This window comes from Arthrobacter sp. zg.Y820 (genome assembly GCF_030125555.1).
In the GTDB taxonomy this organism is placed as follows: Bacteria; Actinomycetota; Actinomycetes; order Actinomycetales; family Micrococcaceae; genus Arthrobacter_B.
In genome coordinates this window covers 349296-366508 of record NZ_JASKLX010000009.1, presented here as the reverse complement: position 1 = coordinate 366508, position 17213 = coordinate 349296, and the positions used below count along the sequence as shown (strand labels likewise).

Genomic DNA, 17213 nt, shown 5'->3' with positions numbered 1-17213 from the left:
AGGGAAACACGAGCGTGAACGGCAGCCGGAAGCCGTGGGCGGGGCATGCCAAGGGCAGCCGGGGCTACCGCGGCGTGCTCATCGGCCTGACCGCGGCAGGCGTGGCCACTTTCGCCCAGCTGTATTCGGTGCAGGGCGTCCTGCCCGGGCTGGCGGCGGACCTGGACATCTCCGCCTCTTCCGCAGCCCTCACGGTTTCCGCGGCAACCCTGGGCCTGGCCGCGGCAGTGATCCCGTGGTCCGCCGCTGCCGACCGCTTCGGCCGGCTGCCGGTGATGCGGCTGGCCATCCTCGCCGCCGTCGTGCTGGGCCTGGTGGTGCCCTTCAGCCCCAACCTGCCCGTCCTGCTGGTGCTGCGCTTCGCCGAAGGTGCGGCGATGGGGGGAATTCCCGCCGTCGCCCTGGCTTACCTGAGCGAAGAGGTGTCCCGGGTGCATGCTGCCGTTGCCGCCGGCAGCTACGTGTCGGGCACCACGATCGGCGGGCTGGCCGGCCGCATCGTGGCCGCTCCGCTGAGCGACGCCGCGAACTGGCGGGTCGGCGTCGGCGCCGTCAGCCTGCTGGCTGCCGTGGCAGCCGTGGTGTTTATGCTCACCGCACCGAAGCAGCAGGGATTCTCGCCGCTGCGGCGGACCGATCCCGGGCCGGGCCTCGGCGGGCGGCTGCTCCTGAATCTGCGCAATCCGCGGCAGCTGAGCCTGTACCTGCAGGGGTTCCTGCTGATGGGCGGATTCGTCGCGGTCTACAACTATTTGGGCTTTCGGCTGGGTGAGGCACCGTTTTCGTTGCCGCAGGGTGTTGCCAGCTTCCTGTTCCTCGCCTATCTGGCCGGCACCTGGTCCTCCCGTGCCGCCGGAACCCTGGCCGGCAGGCTCGCCGGGCACGGCGGGCGCAAAACCGTCCTGCTGGGCTCGATAGCCGTCATGGCCGGCGGATTGGCGCTCACGCTGGCCGCCTGGCTGCCCGCGGTGATCGCCGGCCTGGTCGTGTTCACCGCCGGCTTCTTCGCCGCTCACTCCATTGCCTCCGGCTGGACGCCCTTCCTGGCCACCTCCGGACGGGCCCAGGCCTCGTCCCTGTACAACCTGTTCTACTACGCCGGCTCCAGCGTGCTCGGCTGGGCCGGCGGCTTGTTCTTCCAGGCCTGGGGCTGGTCCGGGCTCAGTGCCTTCGTGGCAACGCTGCTGGCCGTGTCGGCCGCCGTGGCTGCGGCGGCGCTCGCCCCCGAGCCCCTGGCGGCGCCGGCCAATCCGGCCCTGAAAAAACCGTAGGCTGTTCCCGTGGGCACTTCTTCGTCGCAGACTTCCAACCCGGTCCTGGGCCGGCGCATCCTGGCCCTGGCCGTGCCGGCGCTGGGCGCGCTGATCGCCGAACCGCTGTTCCTGATCGCCGATTCCGCCATCGTGGGGCACCTGGGCGTCAACGAGCTCGCCGGGGTGGGCCTGGCGTCCACCGTGCTGCAGACCGCCGTCGGCCTCATGGTTTTCCTGGCGTATTCCACCACGGGGACCGTGGCACGCTATCTGGGCGGAGACCGCCACCGCGACGCCGTGGCCGCCGGCCGCGACGGGATGGGGCTGGCACTGATCCTCGGCGTCGTGCTTTCCACCGTCGGCATCCTGGCCGCGCCGCGGCTGGCCTCCGCACTGGGCGCCACCGGGGAGGTGCACCGGTTCGCGGTGGACTATCTGCAGTATTCAATGCCCGGGCTGACCGCCATGCTGGTGGTGCTTGCCGCCACCGGCGTACTGCGCGGACTGCAGGACACCCGCACGCCGCTCGCCGTGGCCGGCATCGGTTTCGGAGTGAACATTGGCCTGAACTACCTGCTGGTCTACGGCTTTGACCTGTCGGTGGCCGGGTCAGCTCTGGGCACCAGCATCACGCAGTGGGGCATGGCGGCGGTCTACCTGGTGCTGGTCGGCCGGATGGCGCGGCAGGCCGGGGTCTCCCTGCGGCCATCACCCGCGGGGATCCTGGCCACCGCGCATGTGGGGTCATGGCTGATGCTGCGCACGCTGAGCCTGCGCCTGGCCGTGCTGGCCGCCGTGTTGGTGGCCACCGCGCAGGGACCGCAGTCCCTGGCCGCCCATCAGCTGGTGATGACGGTCTTCACCTTCCTGGCCTTTGCCCTCGACGCCCTGGCGATCGCCGCGCAGGCGCTCATCGGCAAGGAGCTGGGGGCGGGCAACCGGTCATTGGCCCGGGAACTGACCCGGCGGATGATCCGCTGGGGGGTCGGATTCGGCGTGGTCACCGGCCTGCTGCTGGCCGCCGCTGCGCCCTTCGCCGGCTGGATTTTTACGCCCGACGCCGGGGTCCAGGCGGCGCTGACCGCCGGACTGTGGGTGCTGGCCGCCTCCCAGCCGATCTGCGGACTGGTGTTCGTGCTTGACGGTGTCCTCATCGGTGCCGGCGATGCCCGCTACCTTGCCGTCACCGGTGTGCTGAACCTGCTGGCGTACCTGCCGCTGCTGTGGTGGGTCCACGCCGCGGGTCTGGAAGGCCCCGGCGGAATCGCCTGGCTGTGGGCCGCCTTTGCCTTGGGATACATGAGTGCACGCGCTGCCACGCTCACCTGGCGCATCCGGCAGGACGCCTGGATGGTCACCGGGGCGGCACCGGGCACCGCAAGCGACTAAGCTGGTGGGTGGCCAACCGGCCAGATGATTCGTTATGACGAAAGCGGAGGCTCAGCAGTGGGAGATTCGAACCACGGCACCCCGTGGGTACCCATCCTCCTGCGTTCCGTCACGGCGGCTGCCTTCGGGATTCTGACCGTCTTCTGGCAGTCCCCGGGAGTGAACGTGCTGTCGATCGCCGGCGGACTGTACCTCCTGCTCACCGCCGTCACAGTCTGGCGGGTGTCCAGCCTGGCCGGCGGGCAGGGGCTGGCGCAGGTCCGCAGCCTGCAGCTGCTTGAGGCAGCGGTGTACGCCGTGGCCGGCCTCGCCGTCCTCGCGCTCCGATCCGTGGAGGCCTTCTGCGCGGCGGCAGGTGCAGCGCTGCTGATCGGCGGCGCCGTGGAACTCTACCTCTGGGCCAAGGCCCGCGGAGCGTTCCTGCCGGCGCGCGACTGGCTGATCACGGGCGTGGTGAGCCTAGGAACGGCAGCCATCCTGGTCGCGGTTCTGGCCATGGACCTGGGCTCGCACGCCATGCTGGGAGTTTCCGGCGGGTCTGCGATCATCCTCGCGGTTGTCCTGGCCACCTCCGGACTGGGAGCCCGCTGGGACGCCCGGTCGCAGGGCCGGTCACATCCGGCAGCGGCAGGCCGGGAAAACCCGTAAACTGAACAACTCCGGGTTCTACCTACTGTAGAACCGGTGCACTCATCAACAGCAGGAGGAAAAACAGTGGCGAACAGCTCATCCGGTGGGCCGCAGAAGCGGAACTCCGTGAAGGCCCCGCTCATTTTTTCGGCCGTGCTGGCCGTGGTTGCGGGCGTCGCCACCATGATCTTCGCCACCGGCGGCGTTGACAAGGAACTGCGGTTGGATCTCGCCTTCATTGCTGCCGGCATTGCCTTCATCGCCTCGCTGCTGATCTGCTCGCTGCTGCTGATGACGGAAAAGCCCAACCCGGACCACCTCAGCGAGGGCTCCGGCGTCAACCGCAGCTCGGCGAAGATTCCCGGCGGCGCAGGCAGCGTCGGCGGCCAGGGCCGCGGCGCCAACCGCGGCGGTGCCGGCCCCGCGCCGGCGGCGGGCGGACCGGCCGCGAACGCGGCCGCCCCCGATGCGGCCGACGGCGGCCGCCCCACCGACCCGACAGCCTAGCCGCCCGCTCCGCGGAGCAGCAGCGGCTTCACGCCCCGGCCTCATCCTCCGGCCCGGACCCGGCCGGCTGCCGGTCGTCAGCCTGCCGGCCGTCCTCCCGCCGGCCCTCCGCCTGCCGGCCCTCCGCCTGCCGGCCCTCCGCCGGCCCCGGCCGCAGCGATGCGGCCTGGATCCGCTCCACGACGGCGGTGGTGGAATGGTCCGCGACATAGTCCAGAATCCGCACCTGCCCGCCGCAGGCCCGAACCACCCGGGTTTCCTGCAGCATCTCGGGGGAGTAATCCCCGCCCTTCGCGTAGACGTCCGGCCGCAGCGCCTCGATCAGCGGTATTGGCGTGTCGGTGTCGAAGATGGTCACGTAGTCAACACAGCTCAGGGCCGCAATCACCCCGGCGCGGTCATGCACGGGATTGATCGGCCGGCCCGGACCCTTGAGGCGGGTCACCGAGGCATCGCCGTTGAGCGCCACCACCAGGATGTCGCCAAGCGCCTTCGCCTGCTGGAGATAGCGGGTATGACCGCGGTGCAGCACATCGAAGCACCCGTTGGTGAGCACTATCCGCTTCCCCGCGGCCCGGTCGGCGGCCACGCGTGCCGCCAGGTCCCCGGGCGACAGCGCCGTGTCGGCCAGCGCCGTCAGGTGCAGCTCCAGATCCGCTGCCGTGCAGACGGAGGTACCGGCCCGTTGAACGACGACGTCGGCGGCGTTCTGCGCCAGGTCCGCCGCCGTGCTCAGCGGCAGCCCGGCGGCCCGGGCGAGGGTCAGGCACGCCACGAAGGTGTCTCCGGCGCCGGAGGCCCGCTTCTCGGCGGCAGGGCGGGCCCAGGTCCGGTGCATTGCGCCGTCGGCGGTCAACAGTACGGTGCCTTCCCGGTCCAGGGTGACGACGGCGGAGGCGGCACCCGAAGCGCGCAGCAGGTCCGGGCCCAGTCCGCCGATCTGCCCGGCGCGGTCCGTCCCCGGCCGCAGCCTGACGCCCAGCAGGCGTGCCGCTTCCTGCGAATTGGGGGTGACGAGGTCGGCGGCCAGTCCGGCCCACAGTCCCGGATCGTGGGCATCAACCACGGTGAGCCTGCTGCCGCGGGAAGCAATCAGTGCGTCGCGCACCCGGCCGTGCAGCAGCCCGGAGCCGTAGTCGCACACCACCACGGCGTCCGCGTCCCTGAGCCACGCATCCAGCGAGGCGGCCAGCTGCTCCTCAGCCTCGGCCGGAACCGGGCTGCCGCCGTCGTCCATCCGCAGCATCACCTGCTCGCCGGCCAGGACGCGGAATTTCGTGGCCGTCCGGGCGGCGGGATGGGCGAGCAACTGCTGCTGGTCCACGCCTGCCGCCCCCAGCAGGACGCGCAGCCGCCGGCCGGCGTCGTCCTCACCCGCCAGCCCCGCCAGCCGGACCCGGGCTCCCAGGGCCTGAAGATTCATTGCGGTGTTGGCGGCACCGCCCGGGAAATAGTCCCGGCGGGCGATGTCGACCACGGGCGCCGGCGCTTCGCGGCAGAACCGGTCAGTCGTGCCTGACCACCAGCCGTCCAGCATGACGTCCCCGATGACGGCAATCCGCGGCGCCGCAGCTGCCAGCCGGGCGGGCAGCCAGGGGGTCAAACTGCGCAGCCCGCTCAGGTCCGCCACGGTGTTCACGCCGCCCCCGGAATGCCGGCGGGGGAGCCCATGGGGGAGCCCATGGGGGAGCCGGCGGCAGCGGAGGCGGAGGCGGAAGCGGCGCTGGCTGACATGGAACTCCTCGGAATCGAGTGGCAACTCGTGTCTAGGTTTCCTACCCGTTTGGCGCCGGTTTACACGGTTTGGCAGCGGAAGATTTTCTGCGTCCGCAACGGTTGGGATCGGCGCCCCCAGGCCCTAGGGTGGGGCCAGCAAACATCCGCCGACGCGTGCGGCGGCCCGCGCCGGCAGCGGTGCAGCCCCCGCGGCGACCCGGGCGGTGCGGCTTCGGAGCGGTCCGGAAGGAAAGAGTTCATGGCAGCAGCAGGGAACATCGGCGGGCAGGCAGGCGATCCGGGGCAGGCAGGGGAGGCAGCGCAGGCAAGGGAGGCGGCGCCGGCCCTGCGGCGCGGGGTGGGGCCGGTCCTGGCGCCGTTCCCGGGGGTGTCCCGGATCGCTGTTCTGCGCGGCGGCGGCCTGGGGGACCTGATGTTTGCCCTGCCCGCCATCGAGGCCCTCGCCGCCGCGTATCCGGACGCCGAGATCACCCTCCTGGGGGCGCCACTGCACGCGGCGCTGTTGGCGGGCCGGCCCGGTCCGGTGCACCGCGTGGAAGTGCTGCCCTTTGCATCGGGGATACGACCCGGCCCCGACGATCCGGCGGCGGCGGCCGCGTTCCACGCCGCCATGCGGGCCCGCAGCTTCGATCTGGCCGTGCAGGTCCACGGCGGCGGCCGCAACTCCAATCCGTTCCTGCTTCAGCTCGGCGCCGCGCACACGGTTGGCACCCGGACGCCCGACGCCGCACCCCTGGAACGCACCATTCCCTACATCTACTACCAGCATGAGGTGCTGCGGGCGCTGGAGGTGGCGGGCCTGGCGGGGGCCGTTCCGCTCACGCTGGAGCCGCAGCTGGAAGTCCTTCCGGTGGAGGAGGAGAAAGCCGAGGCGTACCTGGCGCCCGGCCGGGACCTGGTCACCCTCCATCCCGGGGCGACCGATCCGCGGCGCCGCTGGCCGGCGTCGGCCTTCGCCGCGGTTGCGGTGCGTGCGGCCGCCGACGGCTGCCGGGTCCTGGTGGTGGGGGACGACGACGGCGACCGGCGCCTCGCCGAGCAGATCGTCGCGCTGAGCCTGGCCGAATCCGGGCCGGAAACCGACGTCGCCTCCGTGGCCGGACAACTGGACATCGGCACCCTGGCGGCCCTGCTGAAGGCCAGCACCGTGATGGTCGGCAACGACAGCGGCCCCCGCCACCTGGCGCAGGCCGTTGGCACCCCCACGGTGGGCATCTACTGGTTCGGAAACGTGATCAATGCCGGCGCCATGGGCCGCACCCGGCACCGGGTGCACATGTCCTGGGTGTCCGCCTGTCCGGTCTGCGGGATCAACGTCACCCAGGTCGGCTGGACCGCCGAACGCTGCGCCCACGACGATTCCTTCGTGGCCGCGGTGGACGCGGCGGCGGTGTACGCCGACGTGGCCGAGCTGCGGACGGCACCGCCGGCCTAGGAGTTGCACCTAGGCCGGGCCGGCGGTCAGGGCCAGGAGTCCTCCTCCTCGTGGCAGATGACCATTTCCCGGATTTCGCATCCGCGCGGCTGGTGCAGGGCGAAGAGGATCGCCTCGGCCACGCGCAGCGGATCATTGAGCCGGGAATCGTCCTGCGGCTTGTACTGCTCCGTGCGGTCGTCGAAGAAGGAGGTTTTCATGCCGGAGGGGATCATGGTGGTCACACCCATCCGGCCCCGGGTTTCTGCGGCCAGCGCGCGGCTGAAACCCACCACGGCGAACTTCGAGGCGCAGTACGCCGTGGCGTCCGAGACGGCTTTGATCCCCAGGCTGGAGGCCACCGTGACGGCTCGGCCGTGGCTTTCCAGCAGATAGGGAAGCGCGGCGCGGACCACCGAGACGGTGCCGAGCAGGTTCACGCCGATGACCTTCTCCCATTCCTCGGCGGCAACATCCTCGAGGCGTCCGCAGCGGTCGATGCCGGCGGCGGTCACCACCGCATCCAGGCCGCCGAGGGATTCCGCAGCGTCCCGGACGGCGGCCTCAACGGCGGCCCGGTCCGCGACGTCCACCTCGATGGCCTTTGCCGCGCCCACCGTGCTGATGTCCCGGTCGAGGACGACGGCGGTTCCGCCGGCCGCGGTCACGGCCTGCACTACGGCGGCGCCCAGGCCTGACCCGCCGCCGGTAACGAGCACCCGTCCGGGGTTGGAGAGTTGCAGTGACATGCGTTTTTCCTTTCATCATGGGTCCCGCGCTTCAAATGTGCCGGGATCAAACCGAATGAGATGCGCTTTAGCCGACCCTGGCCAGGGCCGAGGCCAGGGCTGTGGTGGAGCGGGCCGGGTGATACGGCACGGTCACGGTTTCGCCGCCCCACGCCTTGATCAGCCGGGCTTCGGGCAGTTGGTCCTCGCGGTAGTCTCCGCCCTTGACCCAGATATCCGGCCGCAGCCGGTCCAGTGCCGCTTCCGGGGTGTCTTCCTCAAACACCAGCACCCCGTCCACGCAGCCCAGGGACAGCAGCAGCTCGGTGCGGTCCTCCTGGCCGATGATCGGGCGCTGCTCACCTTTGAGCCGGCGGACCGAGCTGTCGGAATTCAGGACCACGATCAGGCAGTCGCCCAGTCGGCGGGCCGCTGACAGGGTCCTGGCGTGACCGGCATGGAGCAGGTCGAAGCAGCCGCCGGTGGCAACCACCGTTCCGCCGCGTTCCTGCACCGCCTTGGCGGCAGCCAGGGCATCCAGGCTGCTGCTGCGCAGCTGGGCCGGCCCTTTTTCCCGCTGCAGGGCGGCCACGCCGCCGGCGGCCAGGAACCCGGCGGCGGCCTGCACCGCCTGTTCCGCGGCCGGTTCCAGCGCCGTTCCCCGGGCTAGGGCCAGGATCAGGGTGGCGGAGAACCGGTCTCCTGCCCCGCAGGTGTCCCCGGCGTACACCTCCGGCGCCGGAATCACCTGCGGCAGGCCGGCGGCGGGCAGCACCAGGGCTCCCAGGGCGCCGAGGGTCACCACCACGGCTCGGCTCTGCCACCTGTCCAGCAGCTGCTCGGCGGCGTGCAGGGCCGCAGGAATGCCCCCGGTTCCGCTGCCGGTTCCGCCGGCGCTGCGCAGGGCTTCGGGCAGGTTCGGTGTCACGGCGGCCACGCCGGGCACCGGGTCGCTGCCGGCCGGATGCGGGTCCCAGACCACCGGCGCCCGTGCCGCCACGGTCTCCAAGACGTCGCGCAGGCGGGGATCAGCGGTCAGCCCGCGCCCGTAATCAGCCACGACCACCGCGTCGGCGGCGAACAGCACCGAGAGCATCTCGTCCGTGACGCCTGGCGCCGGCGGCGGTCCGCAGGCCTCGTCGAAACGCACCACCGCCTGGGCTCCGGCGCGGATGCGGGTCTTGACCGGAGTGGGTGCCCCGGAAGCTCCGGCAACGACGTCGACGCCGCTGAGGGCGGCGCGCAGGTCAGCGGCGGCGCCGTCGTCGGACAGGGCAGTGACAAGGCGCACGGCATGGCCGTCGCGGGCCAGGAGCCGGGCCACCAGGCCCGCTCCGCCGGCGCGCTTGCGGATGCTGTCCACGTCCACCACCGGAACCGGCGCGTCGGGGGACAACCGCTGGGCGCTGCCGGTGATGTCGGTGTCCAGCAGGACGTCGCCAACCACTACGATCCTCACGGCTGCTCCTCTCCGCCGCGGCGGGAAACCTCGGCGTCAAAGGCCCGGCACAGGGCGTGCAGGGCAATCAGATGGGCTTCCTGCGCGTTGGCGGCCCGGGCCTCGATGCTGACTGAGTCGTCGCAGGCTTCGCTGAGCGGATTCGGTCCGCGGCCGGTCAGCGCCCAGGTGGTGATGCCGGTGTGCCGCGCAGCCTCGGCGGCGCGCAGCAGATTGGGGCTCCGGCCGCTGGTGGAGAGCAGGATCAGCACGTCGCCGCGGCGGCCGTGGGCCAGGACCTGCCGGGCGTACAGCTGGTCGAAGCCGTAGTCGTTGGCGATCGCGGTCACGGCTGATGTTTCGGCATGCAGGGCGAGGGCGGAGAACGGCCGCCGTTCGCCGTCGAACCTGCCCACCAGTTCCGCGGTCAGGTGCTGGGCCTCCGCCGCCGACCCGCCGTTGCCGGCGGCAAGCAGGCGCTGCCCGGCCAGCAGCCGGCCGGCGAGCTCCACGCCCCAGCCGGTGAGCCGCAGGGCCTGCGCTTCGACCGACGCGACCGCCGGCCGCAGGTCGGACAGGTGCTGCAGGACGGCCCGGTGGGCGGTCTGGATGCCGGGCAGCAGGGTGTCGGCCAGCAGTGTGCCGGCGGCCGGGGTTGCGGATTCGGGCTTCACAGGGCCTTGCCCCCCAACGGCTGCAGGCTGCCCTGCCGGGCCGCTGCCGTGCCGTCCGCGGTTACCTGGTAGGCCTTTTCGGTGTCGGCGGCCACCCGGTCCCAGGAGTAGCGCGCCCGGGCACGCTGCCGGCCTGCAGCACCGAGGCGGCGGCCCAACTCGGGATTGCGCAGCAGTTGGGCCAGCGCCGCGGCCAGGGCCGGGGCATCGCGGGGCGGCACATGCAGTCCGGTTTTTCCGTGCACCACGGTGTCGATCAGCCCGCCGACGGCCGATACCACCACCGGAACCCCGCAGGCCATGGCCTCCAGCGGAACAATACCGAACGGCTCGTACCAGGGGGCGCAGACCACGGCATCGGCACTTCGCAGCACCGCGGGCATTTGTTCCCGCGGCACCTGGCCGCGCAGCAGTACGCGGTCCGCGACGCCGAGGGCCCTGGCCAGGCCCAGCAGCCGCTGGGCCTCCGGATCGGATGCCAGTCCGGCGGAGTCGGAGGCGCCGCCCACGATCAGAAGTTCGACGTCGTCGATTCCGTCCTCCGCCAGCAGCGCCAGTGCCTGCACCGCCAGATCCACGCCCTTGCGCGGAACCAGCCGGCCGACGGCGGCAATCCGCCGGCGCCGGCCGCGCGGCTCCGCGGGCCCGCCGGCTCCAAAGAGTTCCAGATCCACGCCGCAGGGCGCCACGGAGATCCGGCCGCCCGGGATGCCCATCGCCTTCAGTTCGAAGACCTCGTCCGAACAGGTGGCAATCACCCGGTCGGCGCTGCGTCCGACGGAGGGCTCAAGCCAGGCGCGCTCCGGCGGGCTGGTGTCTTCGGTGCCCTGATGCCGTTTTTTCACGGTGCCCAGGGCATGGAAGGTCTGCACCACCGGAACGGGATAGCCCGGCGCCTCGAATCGGCGGGCGGCCTCCAGTGCGGCCACTCCGGACATCCAGAAGTGCGCGTGCACCACGTCCGGCGGAGTCCCGCCCCAGTCCGCCGCGATGCCGTCGGCCAGCTCATGCATATAGGGCAGCAGGGCATCCTTGGGCAGCACCCGTGCGGGGCCGGCGTCCACGTGCACCACGTCCAGGCCGCTGCACACCGGAACCACCGCGGGCAGGACGGGATCGTCGCGGCGGGTGTAGACGCGCACGGAATGCCCGCGGCGGGCCAGCGCCACCGACAGCGCTGCAACGTGCACGTTCTGCCCGCCGGCATCCACTCCGCCCAGGGCCGCCAGCGGACTGGCGTGTTCGGACACCATTGAGATTTTCACTGCCTGCCCCCTCCGGCCGCTGCCGACACTTCCGTGAGCCGCTGATTCGGCGGCGTTTCCGCGGCGTTTCCCCTGCACCCCGGGTCCGGCGGCCGTCCGCCGCCCCGGGTTGCCACGTCCGACAGCGTGGTGTCCCAGGCCGCCAGGAACGCGGCCAGGCCGTAGTGCTGCAGGGCAAAGTTCCGGGCGGCCCGGCCCCGCATCCGTGCCTCCTCGGGCTCGCGGACCAGGTCCGCTGCCCGCTGGACCAGTTCCCCGACGTCGGCGGAAATCCCTCCGGCCTCCGGGGGGACGGCGCGGACGGCTTCGGTGGTAGCCAGCGCCAGCACCGGCAGGCCCAGGTGCATCGCTTCGAGCAGGGACAGGCCCAGGGACGTCCAGCGCATGGGATGGACGTAGGCCCGGCATCCGGCCAGTTCCGCATGCAGCGCTTCGATGGCCAGGTCGCCGCGGACGCTGAGGTCATCCGGGCCCAGGCCGGTGGCGGCGGCCAGCCCCTCGCCGCCCATGCCGAAAACCTCCAGCCGGGCGGCGCGGGCGAAGCGCGGCAGCAGATCGGTGCCGGTGACCCGCCAGCGGCGGACCGGATCATTGATCACCACCCCAAGGTGTTCCCGCTCCCCGGTGTACCGGTAGCCGGGATCCGGAATGCCGTGTTCGATGACCCGGGTGGGTGCCCGGCCGCTGTCCCAGAACAGGCTGTTGAAGTGCGTGACGTGAATGATGGGGATGCTGCTCTGGTCGGCGAGCGGATGGCTGCCGCCGGGGACGCCGTTCCGGGGGGTGTTGTGTTCCAGGTACACGGCCGGAAGGTCCCTTCCGGGGCGCCGGCCCAGCAGGCGCTCGCAGGCATCGAGCTCCTCCGGCCGCTGGAGCACGACGGCGTCGATCTCCGCATCCCGCAGGTCGCCGGGGGCGCATTCGAGCGCTGATGCCGGCCAGTTCCGGCCGCCCCGGCCCAAGCCCCACGGGCCGCCTTCCTCAGTGGCCGGCAGGATGTACTCGTGCGGTCCGCGGACGAAGGCTTCCATCCAGCCGCCGTGCACATGCCACAGCAGGATCCTCATGCAGTCCTCGTTTCTCTGCGCGTTCCCAAAGAGGTCACTCCGGCGGTTAAGCGGTGCACTGCCTCCACCACCTCTTCCGGCATGATGTCGGAAAGGCAGGGGTGCCCCGGCACCGGGCAGTCCCGGGCCCGGCTCAGCCGGCAGGGAGCATTTTGGTTCCCCAGCAGTTCCAGGGGCACCCGGTACGGCGCCCACCGGACGGCCGGCACCACGGGGGCGAACAGGCTCACCACGGGCGTTCCGACGGCTGCGGCCAGATGGGCCGGACCGGTGTTGCCGACGACGACGGCCGACGCTCCGGCCAGCACGCCGGCCAGGGACCGCAGGTCGGTGCGCCCGCCCAGATCCAGGCCTGCCACGCCGGCCACCGTGGCGGTCAGCCGGGTTTCCCCGGGACCGCCCGTGACGACCACCCGGTGCCCGGCGGCGGTCAGCAGTTCCACCACCGCCGCGTGGTGCAGGGCCGGCCAGGCGCGGGCCGGAACCGCCGCGCCCGGGTGAACCACCACGTAGGGGCCGCTGCCCACCAGATGCCCGACGTCGGGGGTTTCGCGCAGGCGCAGGCGTCCGTCGTCGTCCGCCGGCAGCCGGTAGCCGGCCGCCCCGGCGATCCGCAGCGCCCGCTCCGCTTCGGGCTGGTCCTCGGGGAAGTCCTCGCCGGGCCGCAGCCGGATGTCCAGGAGCGAACCGGCGTAATCCACCGACGCCCCGGTGATCCGGGCAACGCCGGCCAGGCGCAGCACCAGGGCCAGCGGCAGCGGGGATTGGTGGAACGAGGTCAGGATCACCGCTTCCTCGATGCCTGCGCGGCGCACCTCCTCCTCCAGGCGGGTAAGGGAGGCGGCGGTTGCCGGCGGCGCAGGATCGGTGATCCAGGCGGCGGTCCAGGTGAGTACGCTCTCGGCGCCGGGCAGGAGGCGGCCAGCGTCGGCCCCCTGCGGTCCGCACAGCAGGGTGACCCGGGTCTGCGGCCCGGCCGCGACCGCACGGACGGCCGGCCCCGCGAGCAGCACATCTCCGGCACTGTCCAGCCGGGCCACCAGCACGCGGCGCGTCACGGGCGGCCCAACAGCAGTGCGACGGCGCCGGCCAGATCCCGGGCCACCAGCGGGGCGGCGGCGGTTTCCTCGGGCAGCGTGACGGCGGTGGGCACCAGGACGGCCCGGGCACCGGCGGCTTGGGCGGCCGCCATGTCAGCGCCGATGTCGCCGATCACCGCCACCTCTGCGGGTCGCAGGCCCAGCCGGGCGCAGGCGCTGTGGATCATGCCCGGCTGCGGTTTGCGGCACCCGCATCCGTCCTCCGGTCCGTGCGGGCAGACCTCCCAGACGTCGAACCGGCCGAGCAGGTACTGGATCCGGGCGTTGACGGCCGCCACCTGGGAGGGCGTCAGCAGGCCGCGGGCCACGCCGGACTGATTGCTGATGACGCCGGTCCGGATGCCCTCCCGCCGCAGCTGCCGCAGGATCCCGGCGGCCTGGGGAAAGGGCTGCACCAGGTCCGGATTGCCGTTGTACGGGACATCGCGCACCAGTGTGCCGTCACGGTCGAAGAGCACCGCGCGCGGCGTTTCGAAGGTCAGTTCTCCCATACCGAACTTGTTCCCCATCCGTATCGCACCTAAACAGTTTTGCTGCCACTTCTTCTCGCTCTTCTTCCGTTGCTTAGCCCGCAGACGCCTCTCTGGCAGGATGAGGACCACTCGTTCCGCCGCAGCGGACGGCTCGGCGGCGGAGGGAGTGGAATGAAACGCACCGGCAACAGCGAACAGCCTGAGCTCCTGGCCCTGCGGGCCCTGAAACTGGGGGACCTGCTGGTGGCGGTTCCGGCCCTGCGGGCTCTGCGCCGGGCGTTTCCGGACCATCGCATCTCCTATGCGGCGCAGGAATGGCTGGCTCCGGTGGTGGCGCTGGTGGGCAGCGTGGATGGGCTCCTGCCGCTGCACGGGCTGGATGTTCCCATTCCGCTGAAGCCCGGGCGCATTGACGTGGCGGTGAACCTGCACGGCAGCGGTCCGGAAAGCACGGGACGGCTGGAGGCTCTGGCACCGCGCCGGCTGCTCGGGCACGCCGGACCGGGACTGGCGGGTCCGAAGTGGCGGGACGGTCTCCATGAACGGGAGCGCTGGGCGGGCCTGATGAACTGGCACGGGATTCCGGCCGATCCGCTGGACTATCTCCTGCTGCCGCCGCGGTCTGCCAGCCCGGCACCGGGTGCGGCGGTCATTCATGTGGGGGCGGCGTACGGCAGCCGTCTTTGGCCGGTGGAACGCTTCGCCGCAGTTGCCGCCGAACTTCACCGCACCGGCCGGGAGATCCTGTTCACCGGGAGCCGGAGTGAACGCCCCCGGGCGCTCGCGGCAGCGGAGCTGGCCGGGCTCCGGCAAAGTGCCGTCGTCGCCGGGGAACTGGGACTGGATGAGTTTGCGGCAGCCGTCGCCGCGGCGTCGCTGGTGGTGTCCGCCGATACCGGGGCAGCCCATCTGGCCTCGGCCTATGCCCGGCCGTCGGTGGTGATTTTCGGTCCGGCACCCGTCGCGGAATGGGGCCCGCCCCCGGGTCCGCACATCGCCCTGACCGACGAGACGCAGCGGGTGGGGGACACCTTCGCCGCCGAGCCGGATCCGGCGCTGCTGGCGGTGACCGTGCAGGATGTGCTGGCGGCTGCCGAAAAACTGGAGATCCTCCAGGCCGGGGGCGGCGCCCGGACTTAGGCGCTTGCGCTTTCCGCAGCCGGACCGGCCCCCGCAGCCGGACCGGCCCCCGCGCCGGAACCGGGCACCCGGCCTGCCGACCCCGCGCCCGGGCTGCCGAGGATTTCGTGCTGAAGTTTGACCAGGATTTTGGCCAGCTTGCGCGAGACCTGCATTTGGGTCATGCCCAGGCGCTCGCCGATGACGTGCTGCGGCTCCTCGTGAAAGTAGCGGCGGAAGAGCAGGTCCTTTTCGCTGTCCTCCAGCTTCCGGAGAGCCAATGCCAACACCGCCAGGTTTTCTGCCTGTTCCAGCCTGCTGTCGATGCTTCCGTGGATGTCAGCGAGATAGCCGCCTTCAAAGGGGGCATCGAGGGAGTCGGGCTGGAGGCTGCTCTGGCAGTTCAGTGCCTCCGCCACCATCTTTTCGTCCTGTCCCAGCTCCTGCGCCAACTCCGGCAGGGACGGTTCGCGCACCAGCCGCTGGACCAGGGACGGATAGACCTTCGCGATGGTGGTGCGCAGGTCCTGCACTTCCCGCGGCGGGCGCACCATCCACGACTGGTCCCGCAGATAGCGCTTGATCTCGCCGTGCATGGTGGGAATGGCAAACGCCGGAAAATGATGTCCCACGGCGGGATCGAACCGTTTCACTGCCTTGATGAGTCCGATGTAGGCCACTTGCCGGAGGTCGGCCCGGTCGCGTCCCGGTCCGCTGTAGGCGCCGGCCACGCTGTCCGCCAGGTTGCGGTGCCGGAGGACGAGCTCGTTGTGGAGGGCCTGCTGCAGGTCGCCGCACGCGCTGCGGGCTTCGGCAAAGTGGATGAGGGCATCGGACTCAGGAGGCGTCATGGGCAGCTCTTCAGTAGTGACTGCTTGGCCCCCTGCTGGACCGCTACCTCAGGAAAACAGAAGCACCTTTGCTTTTCAAGAGCGTTATAGGGGAATGTGAAAAGGGGCTTTACTTCTCGCTGGAACAGAAGGTATACGGCGCTTCTCCGGTCCGATGGGCAAGCAACCGCCCGGAACTAGCGCCGCCCGGAAGATCCTAGCGCCGCGGCTTGCGGGGCTTGGGCTTTGAGGCCTTGCGCAACTGCGCAGGTTCCGGCCGTGCACCCTCGGCAGACACGGCGTCCGGCGGATCGAGGTTGTCGGGATCGTCCATCATCCGGCCCAATCCCGCCAGCTGGTCTGCTGCGGCATCGTCCGGTTCTGCCGGTGCCGGCGGCGGTGGTGCCGGCGGCGGTGCCGCTGCCGGCGGCGGTGCCGCTGCCGGCGACGGCACCGCCGACTCGGGCACCGGGCGGGCGGGCAGGGCCCGGCCGCCGCGTTTCACTACCAGGACAGCGGTGCTGCCGATGACTGCGATGCCGGAAGCCAGTATCAGCATGAGCATGGCGTAAAACCACAAGAGCGTGAAATGAGGCGGTATGGACACCGGCGGGGTGAGGATCCCCGTGAGGCAAACGAGCCAGAAGGCGGCGCAGCAGCCGATGATGATCCAGGCGGTCCGGGTTGGAAGGGAATACAGGAGTCTCTGCAGCTTCTGTTCCATGTGGGGGTCCTGGGAAGAGGCCGGAATGCCGTTTGCTCGACGCCCTCCAGTCTAGGCAGCCGTCCATCGGCCAGACAGCCCTTGACCGCTTGACACCCTTCTAGGGGGCGTTTGTGGCGAACGGCGTGGCCGGGCCGCTGGACTCCTCCACAATGATTTTGACTGGTCCGGCAGGACTCTGCTCGGCCACGGCATCGGCCAGCGGCTGGACCTGTTCAGCCGGAACACGGACGGTGATGCTGCCGGTTCGCCCGCTCGTCCCCAGCCAGTGCAGCTGGACGGATGGAGCGGCGTCCGTGGCGAGCCATGCCTTAAAGGCGTCAGCGGCCTCGCGCAGCTGCTGCTCGGTGAACTCGGTGCGGGAGGGAAGGGCTCCGGCACCGTAGACGAGTGCCTCTGCTTCCGGTGTGGTGACTGCGACGTGGAGCTGGTTGTCCTCGATCCACGCATCGGAATAGGCGGTGCCCAGCTCGGTCTTGAGCCGGGCATGAAGCTGCAGAAGGTCTGTCATTCGGTCCTCCGCTAAGGTTGCTGGATCCGGGTCCGAGGGTGTTGCGGCGACGGTCTCCGGGGGCTCGTTGCCGGGGGGTCCGATGACGTCGCCGGAGGCACTGCTCGACGCTGCCGGCGCTGGCGACTCGGTGGAGGCCGAGGGAGCAGTGTCCTTCGACTGCGGGTCCGGCCCGCAGCCGCTGAGGACCAGCAGGGCGGCCGTGGCCAGGGCAAGGACCGGAGGCGTGGCGCGGTGCGCGAAGGTCGGGGGCCGGAAAGAGAAGTGTGGTGAAGCGGTACGGCCGGTTGGTCGGAGTTGCGGGGACATGGAGCCTCCTGGAATCGATCCAATATGCACGTAATACCAAAGCGG

17 protein-coding genes are annotated in these 17213 nt (G+C 71.2%); 6 read left to right on the top strand and 11 right to left on the bottom strand.

What is annotated here, in order from left to right; all coding sequences use genetic code 11:
* Nucleotides 1-14 precede the first annotated feature (14 nt).
* The 4 genes from QNN99_RS10690 (at nucleotide 15) to QNN99_RS10675 (ending at nucleotide 3779) form a co-directional block, all read left to right on the top strand.
* Nucleotides 15-1271 carry an MFS transporter gene (locus tag QNN99_RS10690; protein WP_229966435.1) on the top strand — a complete coding sequence of 419 codons (1257 nt, stop codon included), beginning with the start codon at nucleotides 15-17 and terminating at the stop codon, nucleotides 1269-1271.
* 9 nt (nucleotides 1272-1280) lie between these two features.
* Nucleotides 1281-2642, top strand: a complete 1362-nt coding sequence (locus QNN99_RS10685) for an MATE family efflux transporter (RefSeq protein WP_229966434.1) — start codon at nucleotides 1281-1283, stop codon at nucleotides 2640-2642.
* 57 nt (nucleotides 2643-2699) lie between these two features.
* On the top strand, nucleotides 2700-3290 hold the full coding sequence (locus tag QNN99_RS10680; RefSeq protein ID WP_229966433.1) for a hypothetical protein: 591 nt from the start codon (nucleotides 2700-2702) through the stop codon (nucleotides 3288-3290).
* Nucleotides 3291-3356: 66 nt separating this feature from the next.
* Nucleotides 3357-3779 (top strand): hypothetical protein, encoded by a 423-nt coding sequence (locus QNN99_RS10675; protein WP_229966432.1) that lies wholly within the window; start codon nucleotides 3357-3359, stop codon nucleotides 3777-3779.
* Nucleotides 3780-3807: 28 nt separating this feature from the next.
* Here QNN99_RS10675 and rfaE2 read toward each other — a convergent pair whose 3' ends face one another.
* Nucleotides 3808-5409: a D-glycero-beta-D-manno-heptose 1-phosphate adenylyltransferase gene (gene rfaE2 / locus QNN99_RS10670; protein ID WP_442860522.1), complete on the bottom strand. Its 1602-nt coding sequence runs from the start codon at nucleotides 5407-5409 to the stop codon at nucleotides 3808-3810.
* A gap of 345 nt (nucleotides 5410-5754) precedes the next feature.
* Here rfaE2 and QNN99_RS10665 point away from each other — a divergent pair, with 345 nt between their 5' ends.
* Nucleotides 5755-6951 carry a glycosyltransferase family 9 protein gene (locus tag QNN99_RS10665; RefSeq protein ID WP_229966430.1) on the top strand — a complete coding sequence of 399 codons (1197 nt, stop codon included), beginning with the start codon at nucleotides 5755-5757 and terminating at the stop codon, nucleotides 6949-6951.
* Nucleotides 6952-6977: 26 nt separating this feature from the next.
* On the opposite strand, the gene QNN99_RS10660 is transcribed toward QNN99_RS10665, so the two are convergent.
* The 7 genes from QNN99_RS10660 to QNN99_RS10630 all read right to left on the bottom strand — a co-directional run bounded on the left by QNN99_RS10660 (nucleotide 6978) and on the right by QNN99_RS10630 (nucleotide 13711).
* Nucleotides 6978-7679 carry an SDR family oxidoreductase gene (locus QNN99_RS10660; protein ID WP_229966429.1) on the bottom strand — a complete coding sequence of 234 codons (702 nt, stop codon included), beginning with the start codon at nucleotides 7677-7679 and terminating at the stop codon, nucleotides 6978-6980.
* Between the two features lie 67 nt (nucleotides 7680-7746).
* On the bottom strand, nucleotides 7747-9117 hold the full coding sequence (locus QNN99_RS10655; RefSeq protein ID WP_229966428.1) for a PfkB family carbohydrate kinase: 1371 nt from the start codon (nucleotides 9115-9117) through the stop codon (nucleotides 7747-7749).
* A complete protein-coding gene (locus QNN99_RS10650; protein WP_229966679.1) occupies nucleotides 9114-9734 on the bottom strand; it encodes a D-sedoheptulose-7-phosphate isomerase in 621 nt (206 codons plus the stop codon). The genes QNN99_RS10655 and QNN99_RS10650 overlap by 4 nt, the downstream gene beginning before the upstream one ends.
* A gap of 32 nt (nucleotides 9735-9766) precedes the next feature.
* Complete coding sequence (locus tag QNN99_RS10645) at nucleotides 9767-11035, bottom strand: glycosyltransferase (RefSeq protein WP_229966427.1); 1269 nt, start codon at nucleotides 11033-11035, stop codon at nucleotides 9767-9769.
* Nucleotides 11032-12102: a glycosyltransferase gene (locus tag QNN99_RS10640; protein ID WP_229966426.1), complete on the bottom strand. Its 1071-nt coding sequence runs from the start codon at nucleotides 12100-12102 to the stop codon at nucleotides 11032-11034. The genes QNN99_RS10645 and QNN99_RS10640 overlap by 4 nt, the downstream gene beginning before the upstream one ends.
* Nucleotides 12099-13160, bottom strand: a complete 1062-nt coding sequence (locus tag QNN99_RS10635) for a glycosyltransferase family 9 protein (protein ID WP_229966425.1) — start codon at nucleotides 13158-13160, stop codon at nucleotides 12099-12101. The genes QNN99_RS10640 and QNN99_RS10635 overlap by 4 nt, the downstream gene beginning before the upstream one ends.
* The gene (locus QNN99_RS10630; protein ID WP_229966424.1) at nucleotides 13157-13711 is read right to left on the bottom strand and encodes a D-glycero-alpha-D-manno-heptose-1,7-bisphosphate 7-phosphatase; all 555 of its coding nucleotides are present in this window, start codon (nucleotides 13709-13711) and stop codon (nucleotides 13157-13159) included. Before QNN99_RS10630 ends, QNN99_RS10635 begins: the two co-directional genes overlap by 4 nt.
* A gap of 135 nt (nucleotides 13712-13846) precedes the next feature.
* Between QNN99_RS10630 and QNN99_RS10625 the strand changes: the two genes are divergently transcribed.
* Nucleotides 13847-14815 (top strand): glycosyltransferase family 9 protein, encoded by a 969-nt coding sequence (locus QNN99_RS10625; protein ID WP_229966423.1) that lies wholly within the window; start codon nucleotides 13847-13849, stop codon nucleotides 14813-14815.
* On the opposite strand, the gene QNN99_RS10620 is transcribed toward QNN99_RS10625, so the two are convergent.
* The 3 genes from QNN99_RS10620 to QNN99_RS10610 all read right to left on the bottom strand — a co-directional run bounded on the left by QNN99_RS10620 (nucleotide 14812) and on the right by QNN99_RS10610 (nucleotide 17168).
* A complete protein-coding gene (locus QNN99_RS10620) occupies nucleotides 14812-15645 on the bottom strand; it encodes a sigma-70 family RNA polymerase sigma factor (RefSeq protein WP_229966422.1) in 834 nt (277 codons plus the stop codon). The two genes, QNN99_RS10625 and QNN99_RS10620, sit on opposite strands and share 4 nt — an antisense overlap.
* A 196-nt stretch (nucleotides 15646-15841) precedes the next feature.
* Nucleotides 15842-16348 (bottom strand): hypothetical protein, encoded by a 507-nt coding sequence (locus tag QNN99_RS10615; RefSeq protein ID WP_229966421.1) that lies wholly within the window; start codon nucleotides 16346-16348, stop codon nucleotides 15842-15844.
* Between the two features lie 100 nt (nucleotides 16349-16448).
* Entirely contained in the window at nucleotides 16449-17168 is a 720-nt protein-coding gene (locus QNN99_RS10610; protein ID WP_229966420.1) for a hypothetical protein, read from the bottom strand.
* Between the last annotated feature and the right edge of the window lie 45 nt (nucleotides 17169-17213).